The following is a 25,480-nucleotide window of genomic DNA, read 5'->3' as shown; positions in this document are numbered from 1 at the left end:
CGCTTTTTTGAAGTTTATTTTTCAGGATGACGAATAGCACTAGCCGAGTACCAGGCAGGCCGTTAAAGTCGGAAGTCCGCCTGCTGCGAAATGTCGCAGCAAATTACCCCGAAAATGCCTCTCGCCCAACAGGGCCGGGCATTTTCAGCGAAATGCCTCGCGACACTCCTGCCAACCCAGGCCACTTTGCGCCGTTGCCTGCAACAGCAGCGGCAATGCCACTCGCGCCTTGTCCTGGGTGTCGTGAAACACAATCACCCCTTTGCGCCACAACAGCATCAGCGTCAGCACCCGTTGCGCCGATTCCTCGGCCTTGAGCTTGCCCGGATCGTCCTGGGAATCGATATCCCACAATGCCACTTGCAGACCTTGCGCCTGAAAGAACCCCTGGCTGTCCGCACGGCGCTGCCCGTAAGGCGGCCGGAACAGCGGCACATAGTTTTCCGGCAGCAGGTTCTGCACCAACGATGCGCTGCGGATGATCGAGTCTTGCCAGTCGACCCAATGGCTGTGGGAGCGATATTGCCAGCCCTGGCTGCCCACGCACTGCCCCTGGTACAGCGCCTGCACATCGGCGGCCGAGCTGCGTTCCACACGGGTCTGCAGGCTGCTGCCGAGGGCGAAGAACGTAGCGTTCATCTTTTGCTGGCGCAGGTAGTCGGCGAGCCAGTCGGTATTGCCACCGACCGGCGCCGGCCCGCCGTCGAAGGTCAGCAGGAACATCCGGTCATTAAGCTCGTCACCATTGCGTTCATGGTCACCAAAGCGCGCGACTTCGCTGCTGATCTGCGGCAACAGCGCGGCCTTGCGCAGCAGTTCATCCAGATAGCGCCCATGGAACTGCCGGCTGGGGGCGGCCCAGCCTATATAGAAAGAGTTGTCACTGACTTCGAATTTGCCGGCCTGCTCGCGCAGGTCATCGATGTTTTCCACCAGATAGCAGAACGAGGCGTCCTGCTCGCAGCTCTGCTGGGCAAAGTCGTAGTTCTGGAGCAAACGCTGCCAGAGCTGGCGGCGCAGGTCGTCGATGGCCGCCAGGTTGATGTTTTTCAGCCCCAGGCGTTGCTTGAGCGCGGTTTCGTCCTGGGCTTCGCTGAGGATCAAACCATGGGCAAACATCAGGATTTCCGCACGCGAGGCGACGTCGAACAGCGCCGGGCTGCCGAGTTTTTCCGGCCAGGTGGCGCGGTCGAGGCTGGCGACATCAACCGGCGCGGCCTGCACATTCAGGCACCACAGGCACGCCGTCACAAAAAGCGCTAATCGCACTTGGGGTCTCCCTCTCCAGAGTTGCCGGCCATCATAGCGGATCGCGCCTATCACCATCATAGGTGGAGTCAAACTGCCCCAACCCCTAGAATCGCAGCCACGCTACACGCCACGATTTCTGGAGCCAACTTCATGCTGATGGTGATTTCCCCCGCCAAGACCCTCGACTTCGAGTCCAAGCCGGTAACCCCGCGCTTCACCCAGCCGCAATACCTTGATCATTCCCAAGAACTGATCGAGCAACTGCGCGAACTCAGCCCGGCGCAGATCAGTGAGTTGATGCACGTGTCGGACAAGATCGGTGGCCTCAATGCCGCCCGTTTCGGCAGCTGGACGCCCGCTTTCACGCCGGCCAATGCCAAACAGGCGCTGCTGGCGTTCAAGGGCGACGTATACACCGGCCTCAACGCCGAAACCTTCAGCGACGCCGATTTCAGCTACGCCCAGGATCACCTGCGCATGCTTTCCGGCCTGTATGGCCTGCTGCGCCCGCTGGACCTGATGATGCCGTATCGCCTGGAGATGGGCACCAAACTCGCCAACGCCCGTGGCAAGGACCTCTATGCCTTCTGGGGCACGCGCATCAGCGAGTGGCTCAATGAGGCGCTGGCCGAACAAGGTGACGATGTGCTGCTCAACCTGGCGTCCAACGAGTATTTCTCGGCGGTCAAGCGCACGGCCCTGAATGCACGGGTCATCAACACCGAGTTCAAGGACCTGAAGAACGGCCAGTACAAGATCATCAGCTTCTACGCGAAAAAAGCCCGGGGCATGATGAGCCGGTTTGTGATTCAAGAGCGGATCAACGACCCGGCCAGGCTCAAGCAGTTCGATGCGCAGGGTTATCGCTTCAATGCGGAGCAGTCCAAGCCGGACAACCTGGTGTTTCTACGCGATCACGCACCGGAATAAGGCCAGCCAGGCACTGAATTACAAATGTGGGAGGGGGCTTGCCCCCGATGGCGGAGTGTCAGTCACTGAAGTATTGACTGATCCACCGCTATCGGGGGCAAGCCCCCTCCCACATTTTGATGGTATTCCAGGCCGGCAAATCGTCATTAATTTGGCGCCAGAAAAACTTCCAGACACAACTCTAACAATTTCTTCACTCGACACTCGTCGGTTTTTTTCGTAGTGGCACCAGTTTTTTTAAACAGTAGTGGCACAAAACTATCTCAACGTGCCAACTCCCCACAACTACTGGCCTAAATAGCAAGTGCTATCACTATAGTACCAGTGCCATCTTTCCTAATATTTCAAAAAATTTCCGGAAACAGGATGAGCGGCCAGGAACTTCATCCTGAAGCACCGCTCATACCACCGGTAACGAAATTCTCTGCTGCTGTAAGAGATGACTTACATAACGACCAACGGAAGTAGTCAAGTTGTCACAGAACACTTTGACTCTATGGTCACAACATCAACTGATCGAGTTAAGGGTGGCGATAAGTACGCATTGCTATCCCCTACAGGCCAAGGCAGCGCCTGACCTAAATGAGCCGTGCATGCATTCAAGGCATTGATAAAAAAGGCATTTTTCCTGCATCAAGACCTTGCAGCACCGGCGCCGGAGCCTTCCTCCAAGGGAGCCCGGCTGCATTTCAGGGCAAGCCCCAATAATAAGGCCTGGTCGCGCACAACTTGAGTGCAATAGTTAGTCACTCGTTATTCAACATGCCTGCACGCGGTAAGTCGGCGTCTATTCGCCCAACTTTCGCGGCATCAGTGACGCTTGCAAACATGAACTCCGGCCATCTAATGGCATGATTTAAATACAGAGGTAATTGCGATGCGCATCAGCATATTTGGTTTGGGTTACGTTGGCGCAGTGTGTGCCGGTTGCCTGTCTGCCCGTGGCCACGAAGTGGTCGGCGTAGACATCTCCAAGGAAAAGATCGACCTGATCAACGCCGGCAAATCGCCGATCGTTGAACCGGGTCTGGGCGAGCTGTTGAGCCAGGGTATCCAGACGGGCCGGCTGCGTGGCACTACCAACTTCGCCGAAGCCATTCGCGATACCGACTTGTCGATGATTTGCGTCGGCACGCCGAGCAAGAAAAACGGCGACTTGGAACTCAACTACATCGAATCGGTATGCCGCGAGATCGGCTTTGTCCTGCGTGACAAGACCACCCGCCACACCATCGTGGTGCGCAGCACCGTACTGCCCGGCACCGTGGCCAACGTGGTGATCCCGATCCTCGAAGACTGCTCCGGCAAAAAAGCCGGTGTCGACTTCGGCGTTGCGGTCAACCCGGAATTCCTGCGCGAATCCACCGCCATCGCAGACTACGACCAGCCGCCAATGACGGTTATCGGCGAATTCGACACAGCCTCCGGCGATGTCCTGCAGTCGCTGTACGAAGAACTCGACGCGCCGATCATCCGCAAGGACATCGCTGTCGCCGAGATGATCAAGTACACCTGCAACGTGTGGCACGCCACCAAAGTCACCTTCGCCAATGAAATCGGCAACATCGCCAAGGCCGTCGGCGTCGATGGCCGTGAAGTGATGGACGTGGTCTGCCAGGACAAGACCCTCAACCTGTCCCAGTACTACATGCGCCCAGGCTTCGCGTTCGGCGGCTCGTGCCTGCCAAAAGACGTGCGCGCCCTGACCTACCGCGCCGGTTCCCTGGACGTGGAAGCGCCGCTGCTCAACTCGCTGATGCGCAGTAACGAGTCCCAGGTGCAGAACGCCTTCGACATCGTTTCCAGCCACGACAAACGCAAAGTCGCCCTGCTGGGCCTGAGCTTCAAGGCCGGTACCGATGACCTGCGCGAAAGCCCATTGGTGGAACTGGCGGAAATGCTGATCGGCAAGGGCTACGACCTGAGCATCTACGACAGCAACGTCGAATACGCCCGCGTACACGGTGCGAACAAGGACTACATCGAAGGCAAGATCCCGCACGTGTCGTCCCTGCTCAACTCGGACTTCGACGCTGTGATCAACAACTCCGACGTGATCATCCTGGGTAACCGCGACGAGAAGTTCCGTGCCCTGGCGCACAACGCCCCGGATGGCAAGCAAGTGGTCGACCTGGTGGGCTTCATGTCCAAGGCCACCAGCGTAAGCGGCCGTACCGAAGGTATTTGCTGGTAACAGCAACGGCAAGTTTCAGGCTGCAAGTGTCTTTATCCCCAGCGCTTGCAGCCTGAAACCTCCTCTCCTTGCGGATGACGCTTATGTCCAAGTTAAAACATGTATTCCTGCAAGCCGCCGGTTGGCTGTTGTTCCTCAGCCTGCTGATGGGACTCGCCCTGGCGTTGCCGGCGAGCACCTTCGATTCGCAATCGAAGAACTTTATTTTCCTGATTGGCGCCGTCGGTATCTGGCGCTACTCGATGGGTGCAACGCATTTCTTTCGCGGCATGCTGTTCCTCTACGTGGTCTACCCGCACCTGCGCCGCAAAGTGCGCAAGCTGGGCAAGGCCGCCGACCCATCCCATGTGTTCCTGATGGTCACCAGCTTTCGTATCGACGCGCTGACCACCGCGCAGGTCTACAGCTCGGTGATTCGCGAAGCCATCGAATGTGGCTTCCCCACCACCGTGGTCTGCTCGCTGGTGGAAATGTCCGATGAACTGCTTGTCAAGAGCCTGTGGGAAAAACTCAACCCGCCGGATCACGTCAAGCTCGACTTCGTGCGCATCGCCGGCACCGGCAAGCGTGACGGCCTGGCCTTCGGTTTTCGCGCCATCTCGCGCCACCTGCCGGATGACCGCGCCGTGGTGGCCGTGATCGATGGCGACACCGTGCTCGCCGAGGGCGTGGTGCGCAAGACCGTGCCGTGGTTCCAGTTGTTCGGCAATGTCGGCGGCCTGACCACCAACGAGTTCTGCGAAGTGCGCGGCGGCTACATCATGAGCGAGTGGCACAAACTGCGCTTCGCCCAACGCCACATCAACATGTGCTCCATGGCCCTGTCCAAGCGCGTGCTGACCATGACCGGGCGGATGTCGGTGTTCCGTGCCAGCGTAGTGACCGACCCGGGCTTTATCGCCGACGTGGAAAGCGACTCGCTGCAACACTGGCGCCTGGGCCGCTTCAAGTTTCTGACCGGCGACGATAAATCCAGCTGGTTCAGCCTGATGCGCCTGGGCTACGACACCTTCTACGTGCCGGATGCCGCGATCAATACCGTGGAGCACCCGCCGGAAAAGAGCTTCATCAAGGCCAGCCGCAAGCTGATGTTCCGCTGGTACGGCAACAACCTGCGCCAGAACTCTCGCGCCCTGGGCCTGGGTGTACGCCGCCTCGGCCTGTTCACCAGCGTGGTGCTGTTCGACCAGCGCGTATCGATGTGGACCTCCCTGCTCGGCCTGACCGTGGCGATCATCGCCACCTTCAAGTACGGCGGCGCGTTCATCCTCGCGTACCTGCTGTGGATCGGCATCACCCGCCTGATTCTCACCCTGTTGCTGTCGTGCTCCGGCCACAAGATCGGCCCGGCCTACCCGCTGATTCTCTATTACAACCAGATCATGGGCGCGTTGGTGAAGATCTACGTGTTCTTCCGCCTTGATCAACAGTCCTGGACCCGCCAGGACACCAAACTGACCCGCGATTTGGCCAGCTTTCAACGTTGGTTCAACACCTGGTCGTCTCGGACCATGACCTTCTCCGCCGGCAGCATCTTCGTTGCCGTGTTGCTGATGATGGTCTGACCCTGCCAAGCCTGAATTAACCAAGGAATTACACCGTCATGAACAGCCAAGTAAACGCCAACGTTGTCCACGAATCCGAAGCCCAGCGCCAGCACGCCCGGGTAAAAATCCCGGCCAAGCTGCGCTTTTTCAACAGCGACCGCACGCCGACCGAGGCCAAGGTCATCGACCTGTCCGCCGGCGGCCTGGCGTTCACCGCCACCCAGCCGCTCACCGTCGGCCAGGTGCACAAGGGTCGTCTGCAATTCGTCATCGATAACCTCGGCCTGGCGATGGACGTGGAGCTGCAGATCCGCTCCTACGACCGCCAGACCGGCCGCACCGGTTGCCAGTTCCAGAACCTCGATGCCCAGGACATTTCCACCCTGCGCCACCTGATCACCTCGCACCTGTCGGGCGACATCGTGACCATGGGCGACGTGCTCGCCACCCTGCAACGCGACAACTTCACCAAGGCGCGCAAGGTCAAGGACGGCGGCAGCGGCATGACCGCGTTCGGGCGCCTGCGCGCCGTGACGTTCAGCCTGGCGATCTTCCTGGTGGGCCTGGCGGCCTTCGGTTTTGTCTTCAAGTCGCTGTACGGCATGTATTTCGTCAGCCACGCCCAGGCCGGGCTTGTCAGCGTGCCGGGCATGAACGTGACCATGCCGCGCGACGGCACCGTGCAAAGCCTGCTCAAAGGTGACGCGGTAGCGGCCAAAGGCGCGCCACTGGCCACCTTCAGCACCAGCATGCTCGACGTGCTCAAGGGCCACCTGGACGAAGACCAACTGCAACCGGCCAAGGTCGAAGAGCTGTTCGGCAAGCAAATGACCGGCACCCTGACCTCGCCATGCGATTGCGTGGTCGCCCAGCAATTGGTCGCCGACGGCCAGTACGCCAGCAAGGGTGATGTGATCTTCCAACTGGTGCCACGCGGCAGCCAGGCCAACGTGGAAGCACGCTTCAGCTATCGCCAATTCGGTGATGTGCGCCCAGGTACGCCGGTGAGCTTCCAGGTCGCCGACGAAGAACAGGTGCGCACCGGCACCATCGTCAGCAGCACCAGCCTGAACAGCGCCGACCTGTCTTCGGACATCCGCGTGCAGATCAAGCCTGACGCCCCGCTGGACAGCACCTACGCCGGCCGCCCGGTAGAAGTCACCAGCGACCGTGGCCCTTCGCTGAACTGGCTGATCGATAAAGCCATGGCTCACGGTCTGTAAGCGAGGACATGCCTGTGAACCCTATTTCAAGAACAACACAATCCCTGTGGGAGCGGGCTTGCTGTGGCGAGGGAGCTTGCTCCCGCTCGACAGCGCAGCTGGAGCCGGCTCTTGGGGGCGCTTCGCACCCCAGCGGGAGCAAGCTCCCTCGCCACAAACGCCGGTCCCACATGGGTTCGGTAGCGTTGCTGGCGATTGCGGTGAGCCTGGCCGGTTGTGCCGGCCTGCCTGACCAACGCCTGGCCAACGAAGCACTGAAACGCGGCGACACCGTCACCGCGCAACAGAACTACCAGCAACTGGCCGACCTGGGCTACAGCGAGGCCCAGGTGGGCCTGGCCGACATCCAGGTAGGCACCCGTGACCCGGCGCAAATCAAACAGGCCGAAGCCACTTACCGTGCTGCGGCGGACACCTCGCCCCGCGCCCAGGCACGCCTGGGCCGCCTGCTGGTGGCCAAGCCCGGCGCCACCGAAGCCGAGCACCACGAAGCCGAAAGCCTGCTGAAAAAAGCCTTTGCCAATGGCGAAGGCAACACCCTGATCCCGCTGGCGATGCTGTACCTGCAATACCCGCACAGCTTCCCCAACGTGAATGCCCAGCAGCAGATCAGCCAGTGGCAAGCCGCCGGTTATCCGGAAGCCGGTTTGGCCCAGGTGTTGCTGTACCGCACCCAGGGCACCTACGACCAGCATCTGGATGATGTGGAGCGCATCTGCAAAGCCGCGCTGAACACCACCGATATCTGCTACGTCGAACTGGCCACGGTCTACCAGAAAAAAGCCCAGCCGGAACAACAGGCCGAACTGCTCAAGCAGATGGAGGCAGGCTACAGCCGTGGCACCGTCACCGCCCAACGTGTCGACAGCGTCGCCCGTGTGCTGGGCGATGCCACCCTCGGCACGCCGGACGAGAAAACCGCCCAGGCCCTGCTGGAAAAAATCGCCCCTGGCTACCCGGCATCCTGGGTCAGCCTGGCGCAACTGCTCTACGACTTCCCCGAACTGGGCGACGTCGACCAGATGATGAAGTACCTCGACAACGGCCGCGCCGCCGACCAGCCGCGCGCCGAATTGCTGCTGGGCAAGCTCTACTACGAAGGCAAGTGGGTGCCGGCCGACGCCAAGGCCGCCGAAGCCCATTTCGAAAAAGCCGTGGGCCGTGAAGTGGCCGCCGATTACTACCTCGGCCAGATCTACCGCCGTGGCTACCTGGGCAAGGTTTACCCGCAAAAAGCCCTGGACCATCTGCTGACCGCTGCGCGCAACGGCCAGAACAGCGCCGACTTCGCCATCGCCCAACTGTTTTCCCAAGGCAAGGGCACCAAGCCCGACCCGCTGAACGCCTATGTCTTCAGCCAGCTGGCCAAGGCCCAGGACACGCCAGAGGCCAATGAGCTGGCCACCCAGCTCGAAGCCCCGCTGACGCCTGAGCAACGCGCCGAAGGCCAACGCCTGGTGCAGCAGGAACTGGCCGCCCGCGGCACCCTGGCCCAAAGCACGCTGCAACTGCACGCCCTGCAAGAAGAAGACGGCGAGGAATCCCTATGAAGCTCAACCCATTCGTCAAGGCCGGCATCGGCCTGTCCTTCGCCCTGCTGTGGTCGTGCCCGACCCTGGCCGCGCTGACCGAAGCCAAGAACTTCGGCCTGGAAGTCAAAGCCACCGCGCAGTCCGAAGACGACCGCGACCTGGGTACCCAGAAAGGCGGCGACGTCAACGGCATCGGCCTCGACCTGCGCCCGTGGATCTACGCCGAAAGCGGCGCGTGGAGCGCCTACGCCATGGGCCAGGCGGTGGTGTCCAGCGACATCATCGAGACCGACACCCTGCAGCAGTCGGCGGATGACACCACCGAACAATCGAGCAACGACGACCGCAAGGCCAAGAAAAACTACCTGGCCCTGCGCGAGTTCTGGGTCGGCTACAGCGGCTTCACGCCCTACCCCGGAGAACTGCTCAAGTTCGGTCGCCAGCGCCTGCGCAATGACGACGGCCAATGGCGCGACACCAATATCGAAGCGCTGAACTGGACCTTCGACACCACCCTGCTCAAGGCCAACGTCGGCGCCGCCGAGCGTTTCAGCGAATACCGCACCGACCTCAAGGAACTGTCGCCCAAGGACAAGGACCGCCAGCACTTCTACGCCGACGCCGCCTACCAGTGGACGCCGGGCCAGTGGATCGGCCTGCGCGGCCACCACACCCATGACGACGGCAAGCTCGACTACGCCGAACCGGGCGTGGCCAGCGACCCGTTGGACAAGCGCGAAAACGGCGACCTGACCTGGCTCGGCATCGAAGCCAACAGCGACGCCTATAACTGGCGCAACACCAACACCGTCAACTACTGGGCGAGCATCACCGGCATGCGCGGCGACCGCGACACGGTCAACGCCTTGAGCGCCGACGGCACCCGCCCGACCAACGCCAAGCGCAGCGATGACGTGAGCGGCTGGGCCACCGATATCGGCGTGCGCCTGCGTCTCGACCCGCAGTGGCAAGTGGGTGCGGCCTATTCGCGCGCCAGTGCCGAGTACGAACAGAACGGCCTGCAAAGCAACCGTTCGAACTGGACCGGTACCCAGTCCCGCGTGCATCGCTTCGGCGAAGCGTTTCGCGGCGAAATGAACAACATGCAGTCCATGAGCCTGTTCGGTTCCTGGCAGCTGCGCGAGGACTACGACGCCAGCCTGGTGTACCACAAGTTCTGGCGCGTCGACGGCAACAAGCCGGTGGGCAGCAACGGCATCGATGCGGTGCAGAACAACACCGATGACGTGACTGGCGCGATCCTGTCCAGCACGTCCCTGCCCCTTGAAGATGGCAAGAAAGACCTGGGCCAGGAGATGGACCTGGTCGTCACCAAGTACTTCAAGAAAGGCCTGTTGCCGGCCGCGCTCAGCCAGTCGATCGACGAGCCGTCGGCGCTGGTGCGCCTGCGCGCCGGCGTGTTCAAACCGGGCGATGCCTATGGTAGCCAGGTCGACTCGTACATGCACCGCGCCTTTGTCGACGTGATCTGGAAATTCTGATGGGAGCCTGCGCAATGAATGCTCAAAGCCTACTCGTCGCGGCAATGCTGGTGGCCAGTGCCCCAGCGTTCGCCGATACGGCGGCCAAGGCGCCGACCATCGCCAAGGAACTGCAACAGGCCAAGACCTACACCATTTCCAGCCCGCCGACCGCGCCGCTGGAAATGGCCAAGCCGGCGCTGCCCGATCTGTCGGGCTATACCGCTGCGGCCATGGAAAAGAAAATCGTCAGAAGCAAACCGGGCAAGGTCAGCATCCGCCGCATGATGCAGGAAGACGCCCTCAAGGACTTTATCGGCGGCGATAACAAGATGGCCGAATGGGTGGTGCGCCAGCATGGCATTCCCCAGGCGATCTTTGTCGACGATGGCTACATGAACCTCAAGGACCTGCTGGGCAAGGTGCCCAAGCAGTACTTCAGCGAGACGTCGCCGGGTGTGTTCCTGGCCAAATTGCCAATCGTGGTCGGCCGTAAAGGCATCCTCGACATCGACAAACAGACCCAGGAATTGCGCCTGTCCCAGCAAGCCGGTTCGTTTCTGATCAACGACGGCCAACTGTTCGTGCGTGACACCAAGGTCACCGGTTGGGATGAAAAAACCAACGGCCCGGCGCTGTTCAAGTCACCCAAGGAATTCCGCCCGTTCCTGCTGGCCTGGGGCGGCACCGAGACCTACATTTCCAAGACCAAAATGGCCAGCTTCGGCTACGCCAACAGTAAGTCGTACGGGGTGAGTATTTCCCAGTACACGCCGAACATGGCCAAGGTGCTCAAGCGTCCTGAACCGACCGGCTGGATCATCGATTCCGAGTTCTCGGACATGTGGTACGGCTTCTACTGCTACGAAACCACGGGCTTTGTGATCAAGGGCAATACCTACAAAGACAACATCGTCTACGGCATTGACCCCCATGACCGTTCCCACGGCCTGATCATCGCCGACAACACCGTGTACGGCACCAAGAAGAAGCACGGCATCATCATTTCCCGAGAAGTGAACGACAGCTTCATCTTCAACAACCGCAGCTATGACAACAAGCTCTCGGGCCTGGTGATCGACCGTAACAGCGTCAACAACCTGATCGCCGACAACGAGATCTACCGCAACCACACCGACGGCATCACCCTCTATGAGAGCGGTGACAACCTGTTGTGGGGCAACAAGGTGATCAGCAACCGTCGCCACGGCATCCGCATACGTAACAGCGTGAACATCAAGCTGTACGAAAACACCGCCATGGCCAACGGCCTGACCGGTGTGTACGGCCACATCAAGGATCTGACCGACACCGACCGCGACATCGCCCTTGACCCGTTCGACGCCAAGGTCTCGCTGATCGTGGTGGGTGGTGAACTGGCGGGCAACGGCAGCGGGCCGTTGTCCATCGACTCGCCGCTGAGTATCGAGTTGTACCGCGTGTCGATGCTGGCGCCGACCAAATCCAGCGGCATCAGCTTCTCCGGCGTTCTTGGCGAGCGCCAGGAAGAGATTCTCGACCTGCTGGTACGCCAGCAGAAAGCCGTGCTGATCGACCCTGTCGAACGCCAGACCGAAATGCAGGATTGAGGATGACCCTTATGCACCCACACATGATCAAATTGCTGAGCCTCTCGGGTCTGACCCTCGGCCTGCTCGCGGCCAGCCAGGGCGTGCGCGCCGACGAGGTGAAAGCACCGACGTTCACCGCCGAGCCGTGCTGCAGCCTGTGCCCGGCGGCCCATGACGCGAAGAACTACACCACGCGCTACCAGCAGAACTTCACCACCCTGGTGCAAGCCCAGGGCGACTGGCTGTTCCGGACCCAGGAAGACCTGCGTACCGAATTCGACACCACCCCGGCCGGCTACAAGCGCATGCAGCAGTTGCACGATGCGTTCAAAGCCAAGGGCGTGGAACTGGTGGTGGTCTACCAGCCGACCCGTGGCCTGGTGAACCGCAACAAGCTCAACCCCGAGGAAAAGGCCAAGTACGATTTCGACAAGGCCCTGACCAACTACAAGACCATGCTCGGCCGTTTCGCCAAGATGGGCTACGTGGTGCCGGACCTCTCGCCGCTGACCAACGAGCAGTTGCCGGATGAACTGCCGGCCCACGACTTTTACTTCCGTGGCGACCAGCACTGGACGCCGTACGGCGCCCAGCGCACCGCGAAAATCGTCGCGGCCAAGGTCAAGCAGATGCCGCAATACGCGGAAATTCCCAAGCGCGAATTCGAGACCAAGCGCTCGGGCCGCATGGGCAAGACCGGCACCCTGCACAACATGGCCGGGCAGCTGTGCGGCACCAGCTATGCGATCCAGTACATGGACCAATTCACCACCGAGCCCAAGGGCGAAGCCGGTGACGGCGACCTGTTCAGCGATTCGGGCAACCCGCAGATCACCCTGGTGGGCACCAGCCACAGCGGCAAGAACTACAACTTCGCCGGCTTCCTGCAGGAGGAAATCGGTGCCGACATCCTCAACGTCGCCTTCCCCGGCGGTGGTCTGGAAGGCTCGATGATCCAGTACCTGGGCAGCGAAGAGTTCCAGAAAAACCCGCCAAAGATTCTGATCTGGGAATTCTCGCCGCTGTACCGTCTCGACCAGGAAACCATCTACCGCCAGATGATGGCGCTGCTCGACAACGGCTGTGAGGGCAAGACCGCACAGATGTCAGCCAGCACCACGCTCAAACCAGGCAAAAACGAACTGATGGTCAACAGCGCGAACAAAGACCTGCGCAACGCCAACCATCAGGTCGATATCCGCTTCGCCGATCCGTCGGTGAAAACCTTGCAAGCCACCCTCTGGTACATGAACGGGCGCCACGAGGACATCAAGATCGAAAAACCCGAGACATCCGATACAGACGGGCGTTTCGCCTTTGAATTGCGCACCGATGAAGACTGGGCCTCGCAAAACTTGCTGGCCGTGGAAGTGCAGGGCCCGGAAAAGGGTGCTGCGGCGCAGAAGGTCGAAGCGAAAATTTGCACACGCAACGTATTCCCAAGCGGTGGTCAGCAGACCGCCCAGCTCGGGAAGTGAGGTTACTTATGCAAAAGTTATTGCTGCCCACCCTGCTAGGCCTGGCGATGTTTGCCGGCTCCGTCAACGCCGCCGCACCCCTGCGGCCGCCCCAGGGTTATTTCGCGCCGATCGAAGCGTTGAAGACCGGCGACTTCAAGGAAAACTGCGACGCCATGCCGACGCCCTACACCGGGCCTCTGCAATTTCGCAGCAAGTACGAAGGCTCCGACAAGGCGCGTTCGACCCTGAACGTGCAATCGGAACAGGCCTTTCGCGACAGCACCGCCGACATCACCAAGCTGGAAAAAGACACCAGCAAGCGCGTGATGCAGTTCATGCGCGACGGTCGTCCGCAGCAACTCGAATGCACGCTGAACTGGCTGGTGTCGTGGGCCAAGGCCGACGCCTTGATGTCCAAGGACTTCAACCACACCGGCAAATCCATGCGCAAATGGGCGCTGGGCAGCATGGCCTCGGCCTATGTGCGCTTGAAATTCTCCGACTCGCACCCGCTGGCCAACCATCAGCAGGAATCGCAACTGATCGAGGCCTGGTTCAACAAGCTGGCCGATCAAGTGGTGAGCGACTGGGACAACCTGCCGCTGGAAAAAACCAACAACCACTCGTACTGGGCCGCCTGGTCGGTGATGGCAACGTCCATCGCCACTAACCGTCGCGACCTGTTCGATTGGGCGGTCAAGGAATACAAGGTCGGGGTGAACCAGGTCGACGACCAAGGCTTCCTGCCCAACGAATTGAAGCGTCAGCAACGGGCTTTGTCGTACCACAACTACGCCCTGCCGCCGCTGTCGATGATCGCCAGCTTTGCCCTGGTCAACGGTGTGGACCTGCGCCAGGAAAACAACAGTGCGCTCAAGCGCCTGGGCGACAAGGTGCTGGCCGGGGTGAAAGACCCGGACATCTTCGAACAGAAGAACGGCAAGGAGCAGGACATGAAGGATTTGAAGCAGGCGATGAAATTCGCCTGGCTTGAGCCGTTCTGCACCCTCTACACCTGCGCCCCGGATGTGCTCGAACGCAAGCATGGCATGCAGCCATTCAAAACGTTCCGCCTGGGTGGTGACCTGACCAAGGTCTACGACCCGACGCACGAAAAAGGCAACAAAGGCAGCTAGTCGCTGATCGTTCCCATGCTCCGCGTGGGAATGCAGCACGGGACGCTCTGCGTCCCAAAGCGTGACGCAGAGCGTCACAAGAGGCATTCCCACGCAGTGCGTGGGAACGATCAAAGCCTCCCCCGAAATCGTGGGGGGGTTTGGGGGGGCTCTGGCCCTTGACTGTTGGTTAAACATGGAGAGATCGGGATGGTTTTCTCGTCCAATGTGTTCCTGTTTCTGTTCTTGCCGATCTTTCTCGGCTTGTACTATTTGAGCGGGCAACGCTATCGCAACCTGCTGCTGCTGATTGCCAGCTATGTGTTCTACGCCTGGTGGCGGGTGGACTTCCTGGCTTTGTTCGCCGCAGTGACCCTGTGGAATTACTGGATCGGCCTCAAGGTCGGTGCCGCCGGTGTGCGCACCAAGCCGGCCCAACGCTGGCTGTTGCTCGGCGTGGCGGTCGACCTGTGCATCCTCGGCTACTTCAAGTACGCCAACTTCGGCGTCGACAGCATCAACGTGATGATGAAGTCGATGGGCCTGGAGCCGTTCATCCTCACCCACGTGCTGTTGCCGATTGGTATCTCGTTCTACATTTTCGAGTCCATCAGCTACATCATCGACGTGTACCGTGGCGATACGCCGGCGACGCGCAACCTGATCGACTTCGCGGCGTTCGTGGCGATCTTCCCGCACCTGATCGCCGGCCCCGTGTTGCGTTTTCGTGACCTGGCCGACCAGTTCAACAACCGCACCCACACCCTCGACAAGTTCTCCGAGGGCTGCACGCGGTTCATGCAGGGTTTCATCAAGAAGGTGTTTATCGCCGACACCCTGGCGGTAGTCGCGGACCACTGCTTCGCTCTGCAAAACCCGACCACGGGCGATGCCTGGCTCGGTGCGCTGGCCTACACCGCACAGTTGTATTTCGACTTCTCCGGCTACAGCGACATGGCCATCGGCCTGGGCTTGATGATGGGTTTCCGCTTCATGGAAAACTTCAAGCAGCCGTACATCAGCCAGTCGATCACCGAGTTCTGGCGGCGCTGGCACATCAGCCTGTCGACCTGGCTGCGCGACTACCTGTACATCACCCTGGGCGGCAACCGTAAAGGCACGCTGACCACCTATCGCAACCTGTTCCTGACCATGCTGCTCGGTGGCCTGTGGCACGGTGCGAACATCACCTACATCGTGTGGGGTGCCTGGCACGGCATGTGGCTGGCGATTGAAAAAGCCATCGGCCTCAACACCGCGCCGCGCAGCTTCAATGTGCTGCGCTGGGCCTTCACCTTCCTGCTGGTGGTGATGGGCTGGGTGATCTTCCGCGCGGAAAACCTGCACGTCGCAGGCCGTATGTACGGTGCGATGTTCAGCTTTGGCGAATGGTCGCTGTCGGAACTCAACCGCGCCAGCCTCACCGGGCTGCAAGTGGCGACCCTGGTGGTGGCTTACGCAACGCTGGCGTTCTTCGGCCTGCGCGATTTCTACCGCAATCGCCCTGCCGACAAGACCAAGCCGAGCGATCCGAGCCTGATCAAGGCCGTACCGGGCGACAACCCCGGCAGCATCCACGAGCCGGGCTTCAGCGTGGGCCGTGACGCCGCCGTACAACCGGCCTACTGGACCGCTGACTGGCCGCGCTACGCCATGCGCGCCGCCGTGCTGCTGCTGTTCGTGGCTTCGATCCTGAAACTGTCGGCGCAGAGTTTCTCGCCGTTCCTTTACTTCCAATTCTGAGGGAGCCGACCATGACCCGTTCATTACGCGTCCTCTATATCGCCCTGTTCCTGGTGCTGCTGTTGGCACTGGGGGCCTGGTCGCTGCGCAGTTTCTTCGGTTTCAGCACCAATGCCGATGCCACCGTGCTCAACGGGCGCTGGACCAAAGCCGTCGAGACCCATTACGACGACGAGTTCCCGATCAAGCGCCTGGGCACCAACCTCTGGGCGGCGCTGGACTACAAGCTGTTCAATGAAGGCCGCCCTGGCGTAGTGCTGGGCCGCGATCACTGGTTGTACAGCGACGAGGAGTTCAACCCTGCCGTCAATGAAGACCAGAACCTGCAAGGCAACTACGCGCTGGTCGAGGGCGTACGCCAGAAGCTCAAGGCCCAGGGCATCCAACTGGTGATGGCGATCGTGCCGGCCAAGGTGCGCCTGTACCCGGAGCACCTGGGTGAAGTGAAACCGGCGAGCATCCACGCCAACCTGTACCAGGACTTCCACGCCCGTGTCGCGGCGGACAAGATCATCGCCCCGGACCTGCTCGGCCCGCTGCAACAGGCCAAGCTGGGCGGCAAGCAAGTGTTCCTGCGCACCGACACCCACTGGACCCCGGACGGTGCCGAAATCGCTGCCAAGCAACTGGCCAAGGCAATTGCCGACAAGACTCCGCTCAGCGGCGAGCCCCAGCGCTTCGTTACCGAGGCGGAAAAGACCGAACCGCATAAAGGCGACCTGCGTCTGTTCCTGCCGCTGGACCCGCTGTTCGAAAACCTGATGCCGCCTAAAGAGCCGCTGGAAAAACGCGTGACGCACCTGGCCCAAACCCAGGGCGACGACGCGCTGTTCAGCGACAGCGAAACTCCGGTGGCACTGGTCGGCACCAGCTACAGCGCCAACCCCAACTGGAACTTCGTCGGCGCCCTCAAGCAAGCCCTGGGCAGCGACGTGGTCAGCTACGCCGAAGACGGCCACGGCCCGATCCTGCCGATGCTCAGCTACCTGAAAAGTGATGACTTCAAGAACAGCCCGCCGCAGGTGCTGATCTGGGAGTTCCCTGAACGCTATCTGCCCGTCAACAACGAAATCGGTGATGCCGACCCATCGTGGGTTGCGCAACTTAAACAAGCCGGTTCGCGCCAACAAAACATGGCACAGAACACCCCCGCTTTTAAAAATCAGAAATCCGAGACGCCCGACCGGGCGCAAAACTGAAAGAGAGGTAACTCACATGACTTTCACTACAACTCCTCGTCGTCTCGCCAAGACCCTGGCTATCGCCGCCGGCCTGAGCTTCGTATCGATGTCCGCCTTCGCCGGTGGTGACGCCGCGCTCTACGGCCCTACCGCGCCAAAAGGTTCGAGCTTCGTGCGCATCTACAACGCCAGCAACCAGGAAGTCAGCGCCACCGTCGGCAGCACCAATCTCAGTGACGTCGCACCGTTGGCCAGCAGCGACTTCAGCTTCATGCCCGGTGGTGACTACAGCGCCAAGGTCGGCAGCCAGACCGTGCCGGTCAAGCTCGCCGCCGATCACTACTACACCTTGGTCAACAACAGCAGCGGCCAGCCGCAACTGATCGAAGAGCCGCCGTTCAAGAACAAGCAGAAATCCCTGGTTCGCGTGCAGAACCTCAGCGACAAGGCCCTGACCCTGAAAACCGCCGATGGCAAGACCGACGTGGTCAAGTCGGTGGCCGCCAAAGGCCGTGGCGAACGTGAAATCAACCCGGTGAAGGTGAGCCTGGCGTTGTATGACGGCGACAAGAAGGTCGGCGATGTGAAGCCGGTTGCCCTGGAGCGCGGTGAAGCAGCGGTGCTGTACGTCACCGGTTCGGGTTCGAGCCTGTCGCCAGTCTGGGTGAAACGCCCGGTGTCGACCCGCTAACTATTTCCCGGACTGAACGCAATCTACTGTAGGAGCGGGCTTGCCCGCGAAGAACGTCAACGATGACGCAGCGCCTTTGGTTTATCGCGGTGCTCTCAGGTTTTTCGCGAGCAAGCTCGCTCCTACAGGGATCGAGGCGCCGGTTCGGACACGAGACAAAAACAAGAGTGAAACGACAAACCTTCGTAGCTCTGACCCAAATTGATTCAAGGAGAAACACATGATCCCAGTAATCCTTTCCGGTGGTAGCGGCTCACGTCTTTGGCCGCTTTCCCGTAAACAGTTCCCAAAACAATTCCTGGCCCTGACCGGCGAGCACACGCTGTTCCAGCAAACCCTGGAGCGCCTGGTGTTCGAAGGCATGGACTCACCGATCGTGGTCTGCAACAAGGATCACCGCTTTATCGTCAACGAGCAGTTGAGCGCGCGCAAACTTGAATGCCAACGCATCCTGATGGAACCGTTCGGCCGCAACACCGCGCCGGCCGTGGCCCTGACCGCGATGATGCTGGTCAATGAAGGCCGTGACGAGTTGATGCTGGTGCTGCCCGCCGACCACGTCATCGACGACCAGAAAGCCCTGCAACGCGCCCTGGCCCTGGCCACCGTGGCGGCCGAGCGCGGCGAAATGGTGCTGTTCGGCGTACCGGCCACGCGCCCGGAAACCGGCTACGGCTACATCAAGTCCACCAACGATTCGCTGCTGCCCGAAGGCGTGAGCCGCGTACAGCAGTTCGTGGAAAAACCCGATGAAAAACGCGCGGTCGAGTTCGTCAAAAGCGGTGGCTATTTCTGGAACAGCGGCATGTTCCTGTTCCGCGCCAGCCGTTTCCTGGAAGAGCTGAAAAAGCACGATCCGGACATCTACGACACCTGCGTCCTGACCCTGGAGCGCAGCGAGCAGACCGCCGACACCGTGACCTTCGACGAAGCCACCTTCGCCTGCTGCCCGGACAACTCCATCGACTACGCGGTAATGGAAAAAACCCAGCGCGCCTGTGTGGTGCCACTGAGCGCCGGCTGGAGCGACGTCGGTTGCTGGGCCTCGCTGTGGGCGGTCAACGATAAAGACGCCAACGGCAACGTGAGCAAGGGTGACGTGGTCATCCAGGACAGCCGCAACTGCATGGTGCATGGCAACGGCAAGCTGGTCTCGGTGATCGGCCTGGACAACATCGTGGTGGTGGAAACCAAGGACGCGATGATGATTGCCCACAAGGACAAGGTCCAGGGCGTCAAGCAGATGGTCAACACCCTCAATGAGCAGGGCCGCAGCGAAACCCAGAACCACTGCGAAGTGTATCGTCCGTGGGGCTCCTACGACTCGGTGGATATGGGCGGGCGGTTCCAGGTCAAGCACATCTCGGTCAAGCCGGGCGCCTGCCTGTCACTGCAGATGCACCACCACCGCGCCGAACACTGGATCGTGGTCAGCGGCACCGCTGAAGTCACCTGTGACGACAACGTGTTCCTGCTGTGCGAGAACCAGTCCACTTACATCCCGATTGCCTCGGTGCACCGCCTGCGCAACCCGGGCAAGATCCCGTTGGAGATCATCGAAGTGCAATCGGGCAGCTACCTGGGCGAAGACGATATCGAGCGGTTCGAAGATATCTACGGCCGCTCGACGCCGATTGAACGTGGTGTTTCCGTGAAAACTATCGCGCAATAAAGGAGTCGTACAGAAAGCCCCCGCCCAGCCGGCTGCGTCCCCTATCCGCAGCCGGTCAGGCGGGGGCTTTTTAATGCAATGAATGTCCCACGGCGTCGCACCTTGCCAACCCGAACTGTTGGCCGTGCAGTGCATCAAGATGCCGACCCAGGCAGCGGGCCCGCAGCTCAATAGCAGGCCACCATGGGTTACTTGGCCCAGTTCCGCGGGGCAAAGGCATTGTAATCACCCGCCCCGTGATCCTTGCCAGCCTCTTTATAAGTGCCTTTGCCAATTTTTTCAGCCGTTTTGCCTCCCCATATCAAAGCCGTACCCACCGCTTTGGAGCTTGCACCACCTGATTTCGTCATGCTCTGTCCAAGCACTTTTGCCATCCCCCCAGCTAGCGTCAAGGCAGCCCCTTTGGTTTGTTCCGAGTTCATCGAAAGCCTAGGGGAAACGTATGAACTGAGTTGGTCGCTGATACCTTGCATGACAGTCTGCCGCAAGCTCGTCAGCCCCAGGTTCTGCATACGCGGCAATGATGTTGAGCCGACCTCTGGATTGGGCGCTTGACTGATTGCTGCCGACACTGCGGGCGGTACCGGCGCCATAGGTGCGCTGAGGGAGGTCAACACGGGTGTGGCGATATTTGAAACGGTCATATAAAGCACCTGAATTCATGAATCTACGGTTGGGCACCTTCCTGGTTTTCAAGGACATTCCTTGTAAAGACTTCGTGGCAAAAGAGAGCGACGCAGTTCCTGCATCAGAGGGAACAGATACCTGCGCACGAGGGAAAGCAGCGCTGCACCATAGGCAATCGGCCCGCCCCACGAGTAGGATGTTTTATCCCTACGCGAGGTTGTGTGTATGTTCTTTGGTGTGTTGCTGATCATCACCTGGCTGGTCCTGCTGCTGCGCTATCCAGCCAAGGCCCTGCCGGTGTCGCTGGCCGCTGCCGTCGGCCTGGGTTTGGTGGCAGTCTGGGTGGCGTGGCTCGACAACCGCGAAGCCGCGCAACTGGCCCGCCTGGAACTGCGCGTCAGCTACGCTGCGCAGGAATGCCCTGCCGACCGCCCATTGAAGCTGACGCTGAACAACGGCAACGATGTACCGCTGACCGAACTGCGCTGGCGTATCGCCGCCTACGCACCCGGCGACACCGTGAACCTGGCCGACAACGTGTACGCGGCCCCACGCTATCGCGGCCCAGGCGACCTGCAGGCCGGCGCCACTTGGGAAGACTGCCTGCCCGTCCCGCCGTTACGCCCCGGCTACCGCCCACAAACCCTGGAATTTCGTGCCGAGCACCTGCAAGGCAGTTTCTCGGACTGACAAAGGATTGATGCATGCCCAACGTACTGATCACCGGTTGCTCCAGCGGCATCGGCCGCGCCCTGGCTGATGCCTTCAAGTCCGCCGGCTTCGAGGTGTGGGCCAGCGCCCGTCGCACAGACGATGTCGCCGTCCTCGCCGCCGCCGGCTTCAACGCCGTACAGCTGGACGTCAACGACCCTGGCGCCTTGCAGCGCCTGGCCGAACAACTGAGCGAGCTCGATGTGCTGGTTAACAACGCCGGCTACGGCGCCATGGGCCCGCTGCTCGATGGCGGCACCGAGGCGATGCAACGCCAGTTCGAGACCAACGTGTTTTCCATCGTCGGCGTGACGCAGGCGCTGTTTCCCGCCCTGCGGCGCGGCAGAGGCCTGGTCATCAATATCGGCAGCGTCTCCGGCGTACTGGTCACCCCCTTCGCCGGGGCCTACTGCGCGTCGAAAGCCGCCGTACATGCCTTGAGCGACGCCCTGCGCATGGAACTGGCGCCTTTTGGCGTGCGCGTCATGGAGGTTCAACCCGGTGCGATTGATACACACTTTGCAAAGAATGCCGGAGCCCAGGCCGAGCTGTTGATCAAAGAACAGTCGCCGTGGTGGCCGTTGCGTGAAGGCATTCGTGCGCGCTCCCAGGCCTCGCAGGACAAGCCGACTTCGGCTGACCAATTTGCCGCCAAAGTACTCAAAGCCGCGCAACAGCCGACACCGCCACGCCTGCTGCGTGCGGGCAATGGCAGCCGGGCATTGCCGTTGATGGCAGCCCTGCTGCCCAAAGGATTATTGGAAACCGTGTTGAAAAAACGCTTTGGTTTGAATGGGAGTTTATAAATGATCGACTACAGCGACTTTTTCGAAGAAGTGATCCAAACCCACGTCGAGATCGAACAATGGTTTGCCGGCGTTGCGCCTGAAGGCACCCTGCAGAGTCTGCTCGCGCGCTTCTCACCCGAATTCAGCATGGTCGCGCCCGCCACGGGTACGCGGGTCAACACAGCCGGGGTAAATGCCCTGTTCACGCGCCTGGGTGGCATGCGTCCGGGGTTGAAAATCACTTTGAGTGAAATGGCAGGGATTGACCGGCATGCACGCGGTGCCACGGTGACTTATCGCGAGCATCAGGTTGATGATAGCGGTACGCAGACGGATCGACGGGCCACGGTGATATTCGAGAAGCAGGCCAGTGGTGCGCTGTTGTGGCGCCATTTGCATGAAACTTTTATCAAGGCCTGACTCGATTGAAGAATGTGGGAGGGGGCTTGCTCCCGATAGCGGTGATTCAGTCATGGATTCAGTGACTGACACCGCGCTATCGGGGGCAAGCCCCCTCCCACATTTTAGTTCTGTGCTGGATTGACGATCACGGTGCAGGTGATGCCCGCCGCCAGCAGCACGCCTTCCGGCACTTCATCAATGTGAATCCGTACCGGCACGCGCTGGGCCAGGCGCACCCAGTTGAAGGTCGGGTTCACATCGGCGATCAGTTCGCGGCTCTCGGGGTTGTCGCGGTCGTAGATGCCGCGCGAGATGCTTTCCACGTGGCCCTTGAGGGTCTCGCCACTCATTAACTGCAGGTCGGCTGTGTCGCCGACCTTCACGTGGGGCAGCTTGGTTTCTTCGAAGAAGCCATAAACCCAGAACGAATTCATATCCACCACGGCCATCTTCGCCTCGCCGATACGCGCATAGTCACCGCGGTGCACGTTGAGGTTGGTGACATAGCCGTCTACCGCCGCCACGACGTGGGTGCGTTTCAAATTGAGTTCAGCCGCTTCCAGTTGCGCCAGCGCGTGCTGGTAATCAGCCAGGGCCGAGTCGGCAATGTTGCTGGCGTCGTCGCGGTTTTCCCGGGAGATCACCAGCGCATCGAGGTCGGCGCGACGGTGTGCGTTGACCTTGCGCATTTCCCAGGTGGCTTTGCGCGACGCCACCAGCGACTGCGCTTGCTTGACCGCGATGCGGTAGTGCTCGGGGTCGATCTGCATCAGCAGGTCTCCCTTCTTCACCAACTGGTTATCACGCACCGGCACGTCCACCACTTCGCCAGTAACGTCGGCAGCGACGTTGATGATATCGGCGCGTACACGGCCGTCGCGGGTCCACGGCGTTTCCATGTAATGCACCCACAACGTGCGGCCAATCCAGATCGCCAACGCCAGCACCAGCAGGGTCGCGAGCAGGCTGAAAAACTTTTTCATCGGGGCATTCTCAACGGTAGACGCTCAGCGCCAGGGCGCCGAACAGGCAAACGAACAGGCTCAGGCGCAGCAACGCCGGGTGCCAGAAAAACCGGTACAGGTCGAATCCGGCCAGGAAACGGTCCAGGGCCCAGGCCAGCACAGCCGCGATCAGGAACATCAGGGTCATGCTCGGCATGTAGAGGCCGTGGAAGGCTATTTCACGGGGCATTCGAATGTCCTTTAAGGGCCGCCAGCGGCGATTGCGGGTCCAACAACGAGGTGCGGATAAAGTGCAGGTAGCTTTTCACGCGGCGCAGGGCCGAGGTGTCGAAGTGCGGTGCGAACGGTTCATCGGTGGCCTGCACGCGGCTGATCGCATGGTCGACGGCGATCAGCCCGCGCTCCAGGTTGCTGGCGCTGGGCTGCAGGAACAGCCGCACCAGCGAGCGCCCCATCACGCGGATCGCCTGGCGCCAGGGCTGGGATTCGGCGTACGCCGGGTGCACCGGCAGGATCGCCTGTTCCTTGCGCAATTCGATGATCGCGTGGCCGACCTCCAGCACCACGAACATCCAGCGCAGCAGCTCGCGTTGCACCTGCGGCTGGCCGGCGGCGAGGCCATAGGCCTGGTGCAGCAGGTCACGGGTGCGGCTTTCGAAACTCGACGCCAGGCCCTTGAGCTTGCCGCTGATCGCGTACACCACTTGCTCGCGCAGGTCTTGCTCGAGGCGACGCCACAGCCAGCGGCTATTGGGCGGCAGGATGATTGCCCCGGCCGCCGCGCACACCAGCATGCCGATGACCATGGCGATGTAGTCGTTGATAAAGCTGTAAGGGTTGTAGAGCGTCAGGTTATCCGGCACCGAGCCGGTGCTGAAGAAGATCAGCAGGCCCACGCCGACCCCGGCGTACTGCGGGCGTGAGGCGAGAAAGGCGCCGAAAATGATCACCGGCGCCAGCATCACGCACAGCAGCGCGAAGCCATCGATCAAGGGAAACACGAAGAACATTTCGACGAAGCCCACCAGCGCACCAATCATGGTGCCGCAGGCCATCTGGAAGGCCATGCGCTTGGGATTGGGCGTGGCGGCGGACAGGCCGACGGTGGCGGCCGCGATCAAGGTCATGGTGGCGCCGCTGGGCCAGGCCGTGGCTACCCAATAACTGCCGAGGACGACCAGGATGAACGAGGCGCGTATCCCGGCGGCGGCGCAGGCCAGCCAGTTGGTTTTCGGCGTATAGGCCTGGTCCCAGTCTTCCCGCGCGTGGCGGTGATCGGCCAGGGACGCATGGGTTTGCGCATAGCTGTGCAGGTCGTCGACGAAGCGGTACAGCAGCTCGTAGGCGGTATGAAAATCCAGTTGTTCGGCTTCGGTGGGGGCACTTTGCTGGAAGCCGGCGCGCAGGCTGCGCACCTTGGCAGGCAAGCTGTCCTTATAGGCACCGAGCAAGTTGACCAACCGTGCCGCGTCGGGGCTGGTCAGCGCCTGGCCGGAAAACCCGTCGAGCACTTCGGCCAGGTCCTGCAGGCCGGGCTTGATCGCCGCCACCACATGATCGGCTGCGTCGGCGCGCAACCGCGCCAGCAACTGGTGCAAGGCGTTGAAGCGCGTGGTGATGCTCATGAACTCGCTGTTGAGACGATTGAGCCGGCCGTTGCGCCGGCGCATGTGCGGGTCTTCGAACACGGTGACGCTGCGCAAACCTTCCAAGCCCACTGCCTCGGCGATAAAGCGCACGTTGGTGCTTTCAAAGCCTTCACGCTGACTGCGACCGCGCAGACCGTCGGTGACGAACAGCGCGAACACCCCAAAGCGTTGATACAGCGCATTGCGCATCGCGGCGCTGGAGGTCTGCGGCAGTATCGCGGCGCTGACCAGCGTCGAGCAGAGAATCCCCAGGGAAATCTCCAGCACGCGCCACACCGCCGCCATAAAGGCGCCGTCCGGGTGGGCCAGCGCCGGCAAGCCGACCATCGCCGCCGTGTAGCCGGCGAGCACAAACCCGTAGGCGCGAAAGTTACGGTTACGCGTCGCACCGGCGGTGCAGATACCCACCCAGATGGCCAGGGCGCCGAGGAACAGTTCGGTGTTCTGCGCAAACAACGCGATCAGCAACACCATCACCGCCGACCCGGCCAAGGTGCCGAGAAAGCGGTAAAAACTCTTGGCGAATACCTGGCCGCTCTGCGGTTGCATCACGATAAACACCGTGATCATCGCGGTGCGCGGCTGCGGCAGTTCCAGGCGCATCGCCAGCCACAGCGTGAGGAACGCAGCGAGCAGCACCTTGAAGATATACACCCAGGTCACGCCATCGCTGCGCGCCCAGTCGAAAAAACCACGGCGCCACTCAAGGGCGTGCAGCCAGCGCAGGGGTGCAGGCAAGGGAATCAT

21 protein-coding genes and 1 pseudogene are annotated in these 25,480 nt (G+C 61.0%); 17 read left to right on the top strand and 5 right to left on the bottom strand.

Features of this window, described 5'->3' with window-relative positions:
- Positions 1–144 precede the first annotated feature (144 nt).
- A complete protein-coding gene (locus C4J86_RS05470) occupies positions 145–1,269 on the bottom strand; it encodes a polysaccharide deacetylase family protein (RefSeq protein WP_124369713.1) in 1,125 nt (374 codons plus the stop codon).
- Between the two features lie 132 nt (positions 1,270–1,401).
- On the opposite strand from C4J86_RS05470, the gene yaaA reads away from it, so the two are divergent.
- The 14 genes and pseudogenes from yaaA to C4J86_RS05395 all read left to right on the top strand — a co-directional run bounded on the left by yaaA (position 1,402) and on the right by C4J86_RS05395 (position 19,591).
- Positions 1,402–2,181, top strand: a complete 780-nt coding sequence (gene yaaA, locus C4J86_RS05465; protein ID WP_124365907.1) for a peroxide stress protein YaaA — start codon at positions 1,402–1,404, stop codon at positions 2,179–2,181.
- An 877-nt stretch (positions 2,182–3,058) separates the two neighbouring features.
- Positions 3,059–4,375, top strand: coding sequence for a nucleotide sugar dehydrogenase (locus C4J86_RS05460; RefSeq protein WP_124365906.1), 1,317 nt, complete (start codon positions 3,059–3,061; stop codon positions 4,373–4,375).
- A gap of 83 nt (positions 4,376–4,458) precedes the next feature.
- Entirely contained in the window at positions 4,459–5,940 is a 1,482-nt protein-coding gene (alg8, locus tag C4J86_RS05455; protein WP_164484512.1) for a mannuronan synthase, read from the top strand.
- Between the two features lie 38 nt (positions 5,941–5,978).
- A complete protein-coding gene (locus C4J86_RS05445; RefSeq protein ID WP_124365905.1) occupies positions 5,979–7,145 on the top strand; it encodes an alginate biosynthesis protein Alg44 in 1,167 nt (388 codons plus the stop codon).
- Positions 7,146–7,315: 170 nt separating this feature from the next.
- Positions 7,316–8,695 (top strand): alginate biosynthesis TPR repeat lipoprotein AlgK, encoded by a 1,380-nt coding sequence (algK, locus tag C4J86_RS05440; RefSeq protein WP_124369712.1) that lies wholly within the window; start codon positions 7,316–7,318, stop codon positions 8,693–8,695.
- Positions 8,692–10,179, top strand: coding sequence for an alginate export family protein (locus C4J86_RS05435; protein ID WP_124365903.1), 1,488 nt, complete (start codon positions 8,692–8,694; stop codon positions 10,177–10,179). The genes algK and C4J86_RS05435 overlap by 4 nt, the downstream gene beginning before the upstream one ends.
- A complete protein-coding gene (gene algG, locus C4J86_RS05430; RefSeq protein ID WP_124361389.1) occupies positions 10,179–11,747 on the top strand; it encodes a mannuronan 5-epimerase AlgG in 1,569 nt (522 codons plus the stop codon). Before C4J86_RS05435 ends, algG begins: the two co-directional genes overlap by 1 nt.
- An 11-nt stretch (positions 11,748–11,758) precedes the next feature.
- On the top strand, positions 11,759–13,207 hold the full coding sequence (locus tag C4J86_RS05425) for an alginate O-acetyltransferase (RefSeq protein WP_124365902.1): 1,449 nt from the start codon (positions 11,759–11,761) through the stop codon (positions 13,205–13,207).
- A gap of 8 nt (positions 13,208–13,215) precedes the next feature.
- Positions 13,216–14,325 carry a mannuronate-specific alginate lyase gene (locus tag C4J86_RS05420; RefSeq protein ID WP_124369711.1) on the top strand — a complete coding sequence of 370 codons (1,110 nt, stop codon included), beginning with the start codon at positions 13,216–13,218 and terminating at the stop codon, positions 14,323–14,325.
- Positions 14,326–14,514: 189 nt separating this feature from the next.
- Positions 14,515–16,047 carry an MBOAT family protein gene (locus C4J86_RS05415; RefSeq protein WP_124369710.1) on the top strand — a complete coding sequence of 511 codons (1,533 nt, stop codon included), beginning with the start codon at positions 14,515–14,517 and terminating at the stop codon, positions 16,045–16,047.
- An 11-nt stretch (positions 16,048–16,058) separates the two neighbouring features.
- Positions 16,059–17,246 (top strand): alginate O-acetyltransferase, encoded by a 1,188-nt coding sequence (locus C4J86_RS05410; protein ID WP_124369709.1) that lies wholly within the window; start codon positions 16,059–16,061, stop codon positions 17,244–17,246.
- A gap of 16 nt (positions 17,247–17,262) precedes the next feature.
- A complete protein-coding gene (locus C4J86_RS05405) occupies positions 17,263–17,919 on the top strand; it encodes an alginate O-acetyltransferase AlgF (protein WP_043049782.1) in 657 nt (218 codons plus the stop codon).
- Positions 17,920–17,959: 40 nt separating this feature from the next.
- Positions 17,960–18,046: pseudogene (locus tag C4J86_RS26990) on the top strand (outer membrane lipoprotein carrier protein LolA); the annotation flags it as partial.
- Between the two features lie 93 nt (positions 18,047–18,139).
- Positions 18,140–19,591 (top strand): mannose-1-phosphate guanylyltransferase/mannose-6-phosphate isomerase, encoded by a 1,452-nt coding sequence (locus C4J86_RS05395; protein WP_124369708.1) that lies wholly within the window; start codon positions 18,140–18,142, stop codon positions 19,589–19,591.
- 188 nt (positions 19,592–19,779) lie between these two features.
- On the opposite strand, the gene C4J86_RS05390 is transcribed toward C4J86_RS05395, so the two are convergent.
- Positions 19,780–20,235 (bottom strand): hypothetical protein, encoded by a 456-nt coding sequence (locus tag C4J86_RS05390; RefSeq protein ID WP_124369707.1) that lies wholly within the window; start codon positions 20,233–20,235, stop codon positions 19,780–19,782.
- A 208-nt stretch (positions 20,236–20,443) separates the two neighbouring features.
- Here C4J86_RS05390 and C4J86_RS05385 point away from each other — a divergent pair, with 208 nt between their 5' ends.
- From C4J86_RS05385 to C4J86_RS05375, 3 genes are read left to right on the top strand one after another with little or no spacing between them, the layout of a single operon-like run.
- Positions 20,444–20,908: a multidrug transporter gene (locus C4J86_RS05385; RefSeq protein WP_124369706.1), complete on the top strand. Its 465-nt coding sequence runs from the start codon at positions 20,444–20,446 to the stop codon at positions 20,906–20,908.
- Between the two features lie 14 nt (positions 20,909–20,922).
- A complete protein-coding gene (locus C4J86_RS05380; protein WP_124369705.1) occupies positions 20,923–21,735 on the top strand; it encodes an SDR family oxidoreductase in 813 nt (270 codons plus the stop codon).
- A complete protein-coding gene (locus C4J86_RS05375; protein ID WP_124369704.1) occupies positions 21,736–22,137 on the top strand; it encodes a DUF4440 domain-containing protein in 402 nt (133 codons plus the stop codon).
- Positions 22,138–22,241: 104 nt separating this feature from the next.
- On the opposite strand, the gene C4J86_RS05370 is transcribed toward C4J86_RS05375, so the two are convergent.
- From C4J86_RS05370 to C4J86_RS05360, 3 genes are read right to left on the bottom strand one after another with little or no spacing between them, the layout of a single operon-like run.
- Positions 22,242–23,102, bottom strand: a complete 861-nt coding sequence (locus tag C4J86_RS05370) for an HlyD family secretion protein (RefSeq protein ID WP_124369703.1) — start codon at positions 23,100–23,102, stop codon at positions 22,242–22,244.
- Positions 23,103–23,112: 10 nt separating this feature from the next.
- The gene (locus C4J86_RS05365) at positions 23,113–23,313 is read right to left on the bottom strand and encodes a DUF1656 domain-containing protein (RefSeq protein WP_124361378.1); all 201 of its coding nucleotides are present in this window, start codon (positions 23,311–23,313) and stop codon (positions 23,113–23,115) included.
- Entirely contained in the window at positions 23,303–25,480 is a 2,178-nt protein-coding gene (locus C4J86_RS05360; RefSeq protein ID WP_124369702.1) for an FUSC family protein, read from the bottom strand. Before C4J86_RS05360 ends, C4J86_RS05365 begins: the two co-directional genes overlap by 11 nt.

Origin of the sequence: Pseudomonas sp. R2-7-07 (genome assembly GCF_003852355.1) — a bacterium.
GTDB lineage: Bacteria > Pseudomonadota > Gammaproteobacteria > Pseudomonadales > Pseudomonadaceae > Aquipseudomonas.
Note: the sequence above shows the minus strand (reverse complement) of the source record. Positions and strands in the feature narration are given on the sequence as shown.

Coding starts and splice junctions, on each gene's coding strand:
- C4J86_RS05390 (WP_124369707.1), bottom strand. CDS start 20,235: ATGACCGTTTCAAATATCGCCACACCCGTGTTGACCTCCCTCAGCGCA.
- C4J86_RS05385 (WP_124369706.1), top strand. CDS start 20,444: ATGTTCTTTGGTGTGTTGCTGATCATCACCTGGCTGGTCCTGCTGCTG.
- C4J86_RS05420 (WP_124369711.1), top strand. CDS start 13,216: ATGCAAAAGTTATTGCTGCCCACCCTGCTAGGCCTGGCGATGTTTGCC.
- algG (WP_124361389.1), top strand. CDS start 10,179: ATGGGAGCCTGCGCAATGAATGCTCAAAGCCTACTCGTCGCGGCAATG.
- C4J86_RS05360 (WP_124369702.1), bottom strand. CDS start 25,480: ATGATTCCCTTGCCTGCACCCCTGCGCTGGCTGCACGCCCTTGAGTGG.
- C4J86_RS05410 (WP_124369709.1), top strand. CDS start 16,059: ATGACCCGTTCATTACGCGTCCTCTATATCGCCCTGTTCCTGGTGCTG.
- algK (WP_124369712.1), top strand. CDS start 7,316: ATGGGTTCGGTAGCGTTGCTGGCGATTGCGGTGAGCCTGGCCGGTTGT.
- C4J86_RS05365 (WP_124361378.1), bottom strand. CDS start 23,313: ATGCCCCGTGAAATAGCCTTCCACGGCCTCTACATGCCGAGCATGACC.
- alg8 (WP_164484512.1), top strand. CDS start 4,459: ATGTCCAAGTTAAAACATGTATTCCTGCAAGCCGCCGGTTGGCTGTTG.
- C4J86_RS05395 (WP_124369708.1), top strand. CDS start 18,140: ATGATCCCAGTAATCCTTTCCGGTGGTAGCGGCTCACGTCTTTGGCCG.
- C4J86_RS05435 (WP_124365903.1), top strand. CDS start 8,692: ATGAAGCTCAACCCATTCGTCAAGGCCGGCATCGGCCTGTCCTTCGCC.
- C4J86_RS05380 (WP_124369705.1), top strand. CDS start 20,923: ATGCCCAACGTACTGATCACCGGTTGCTCCAGCGGCATCGGCCGCGCC.
- C4J86_RS05405 (WP_043049782.1), top strand. CDS start 17,263: ATGACTTTCACTACAACTCCTCGTCGTCTCGCCAAGACCCTGGCTATC.
- yaaA (WP_124365907.1), top strand. CDS start 1,402: ATGCTGATGGTGATTTCCCCCGCCAAGACCCTCGACTTCGAGTCCAAG.
- C4J86_RS05425 (WP_124365902.1), top strand. CDS start 11,759: ATGCACCCACACATGATCAAATTGCTGAGCCTCTCGGGTCTGACCCTC.
- C4J86_RS05445 (WP_124365905.1), top strand. CDS start 5,979: ATGAACAGCCAAGTAAACGCCAACGTTGTCCACGAATCCGAAGCCCAG.
- C4J86_RS05415 (WP_124369710.1), top strand. CDS start 14,515: ATGGTTTTCTCGTCCAATGTGTTCCTGTTTCTGTTCTTGCCGATCTTT.
- C4J86_RS05375 (WP_124369704.1), top strand. CDS start 21,736: ATGATCGACTACAGCGACTTTTTCGAAGAAGTGATCCAAACCCACGTC.
- C4J86_RS05370 (WP_124369703.1), bottom strand. CDS start 23,102: ATGAAAAAGTTTTTCAGCCTGCTCGCGACCCTGCTGGTGCTGGCGTTG.
- C4J86_RS05460 (WP_124365906.1), top strand. CDS start 3,059: ATGCGCATCAGCATATTTGGTTTGGGTTACGTTGGCGCAGTGTGTGCC.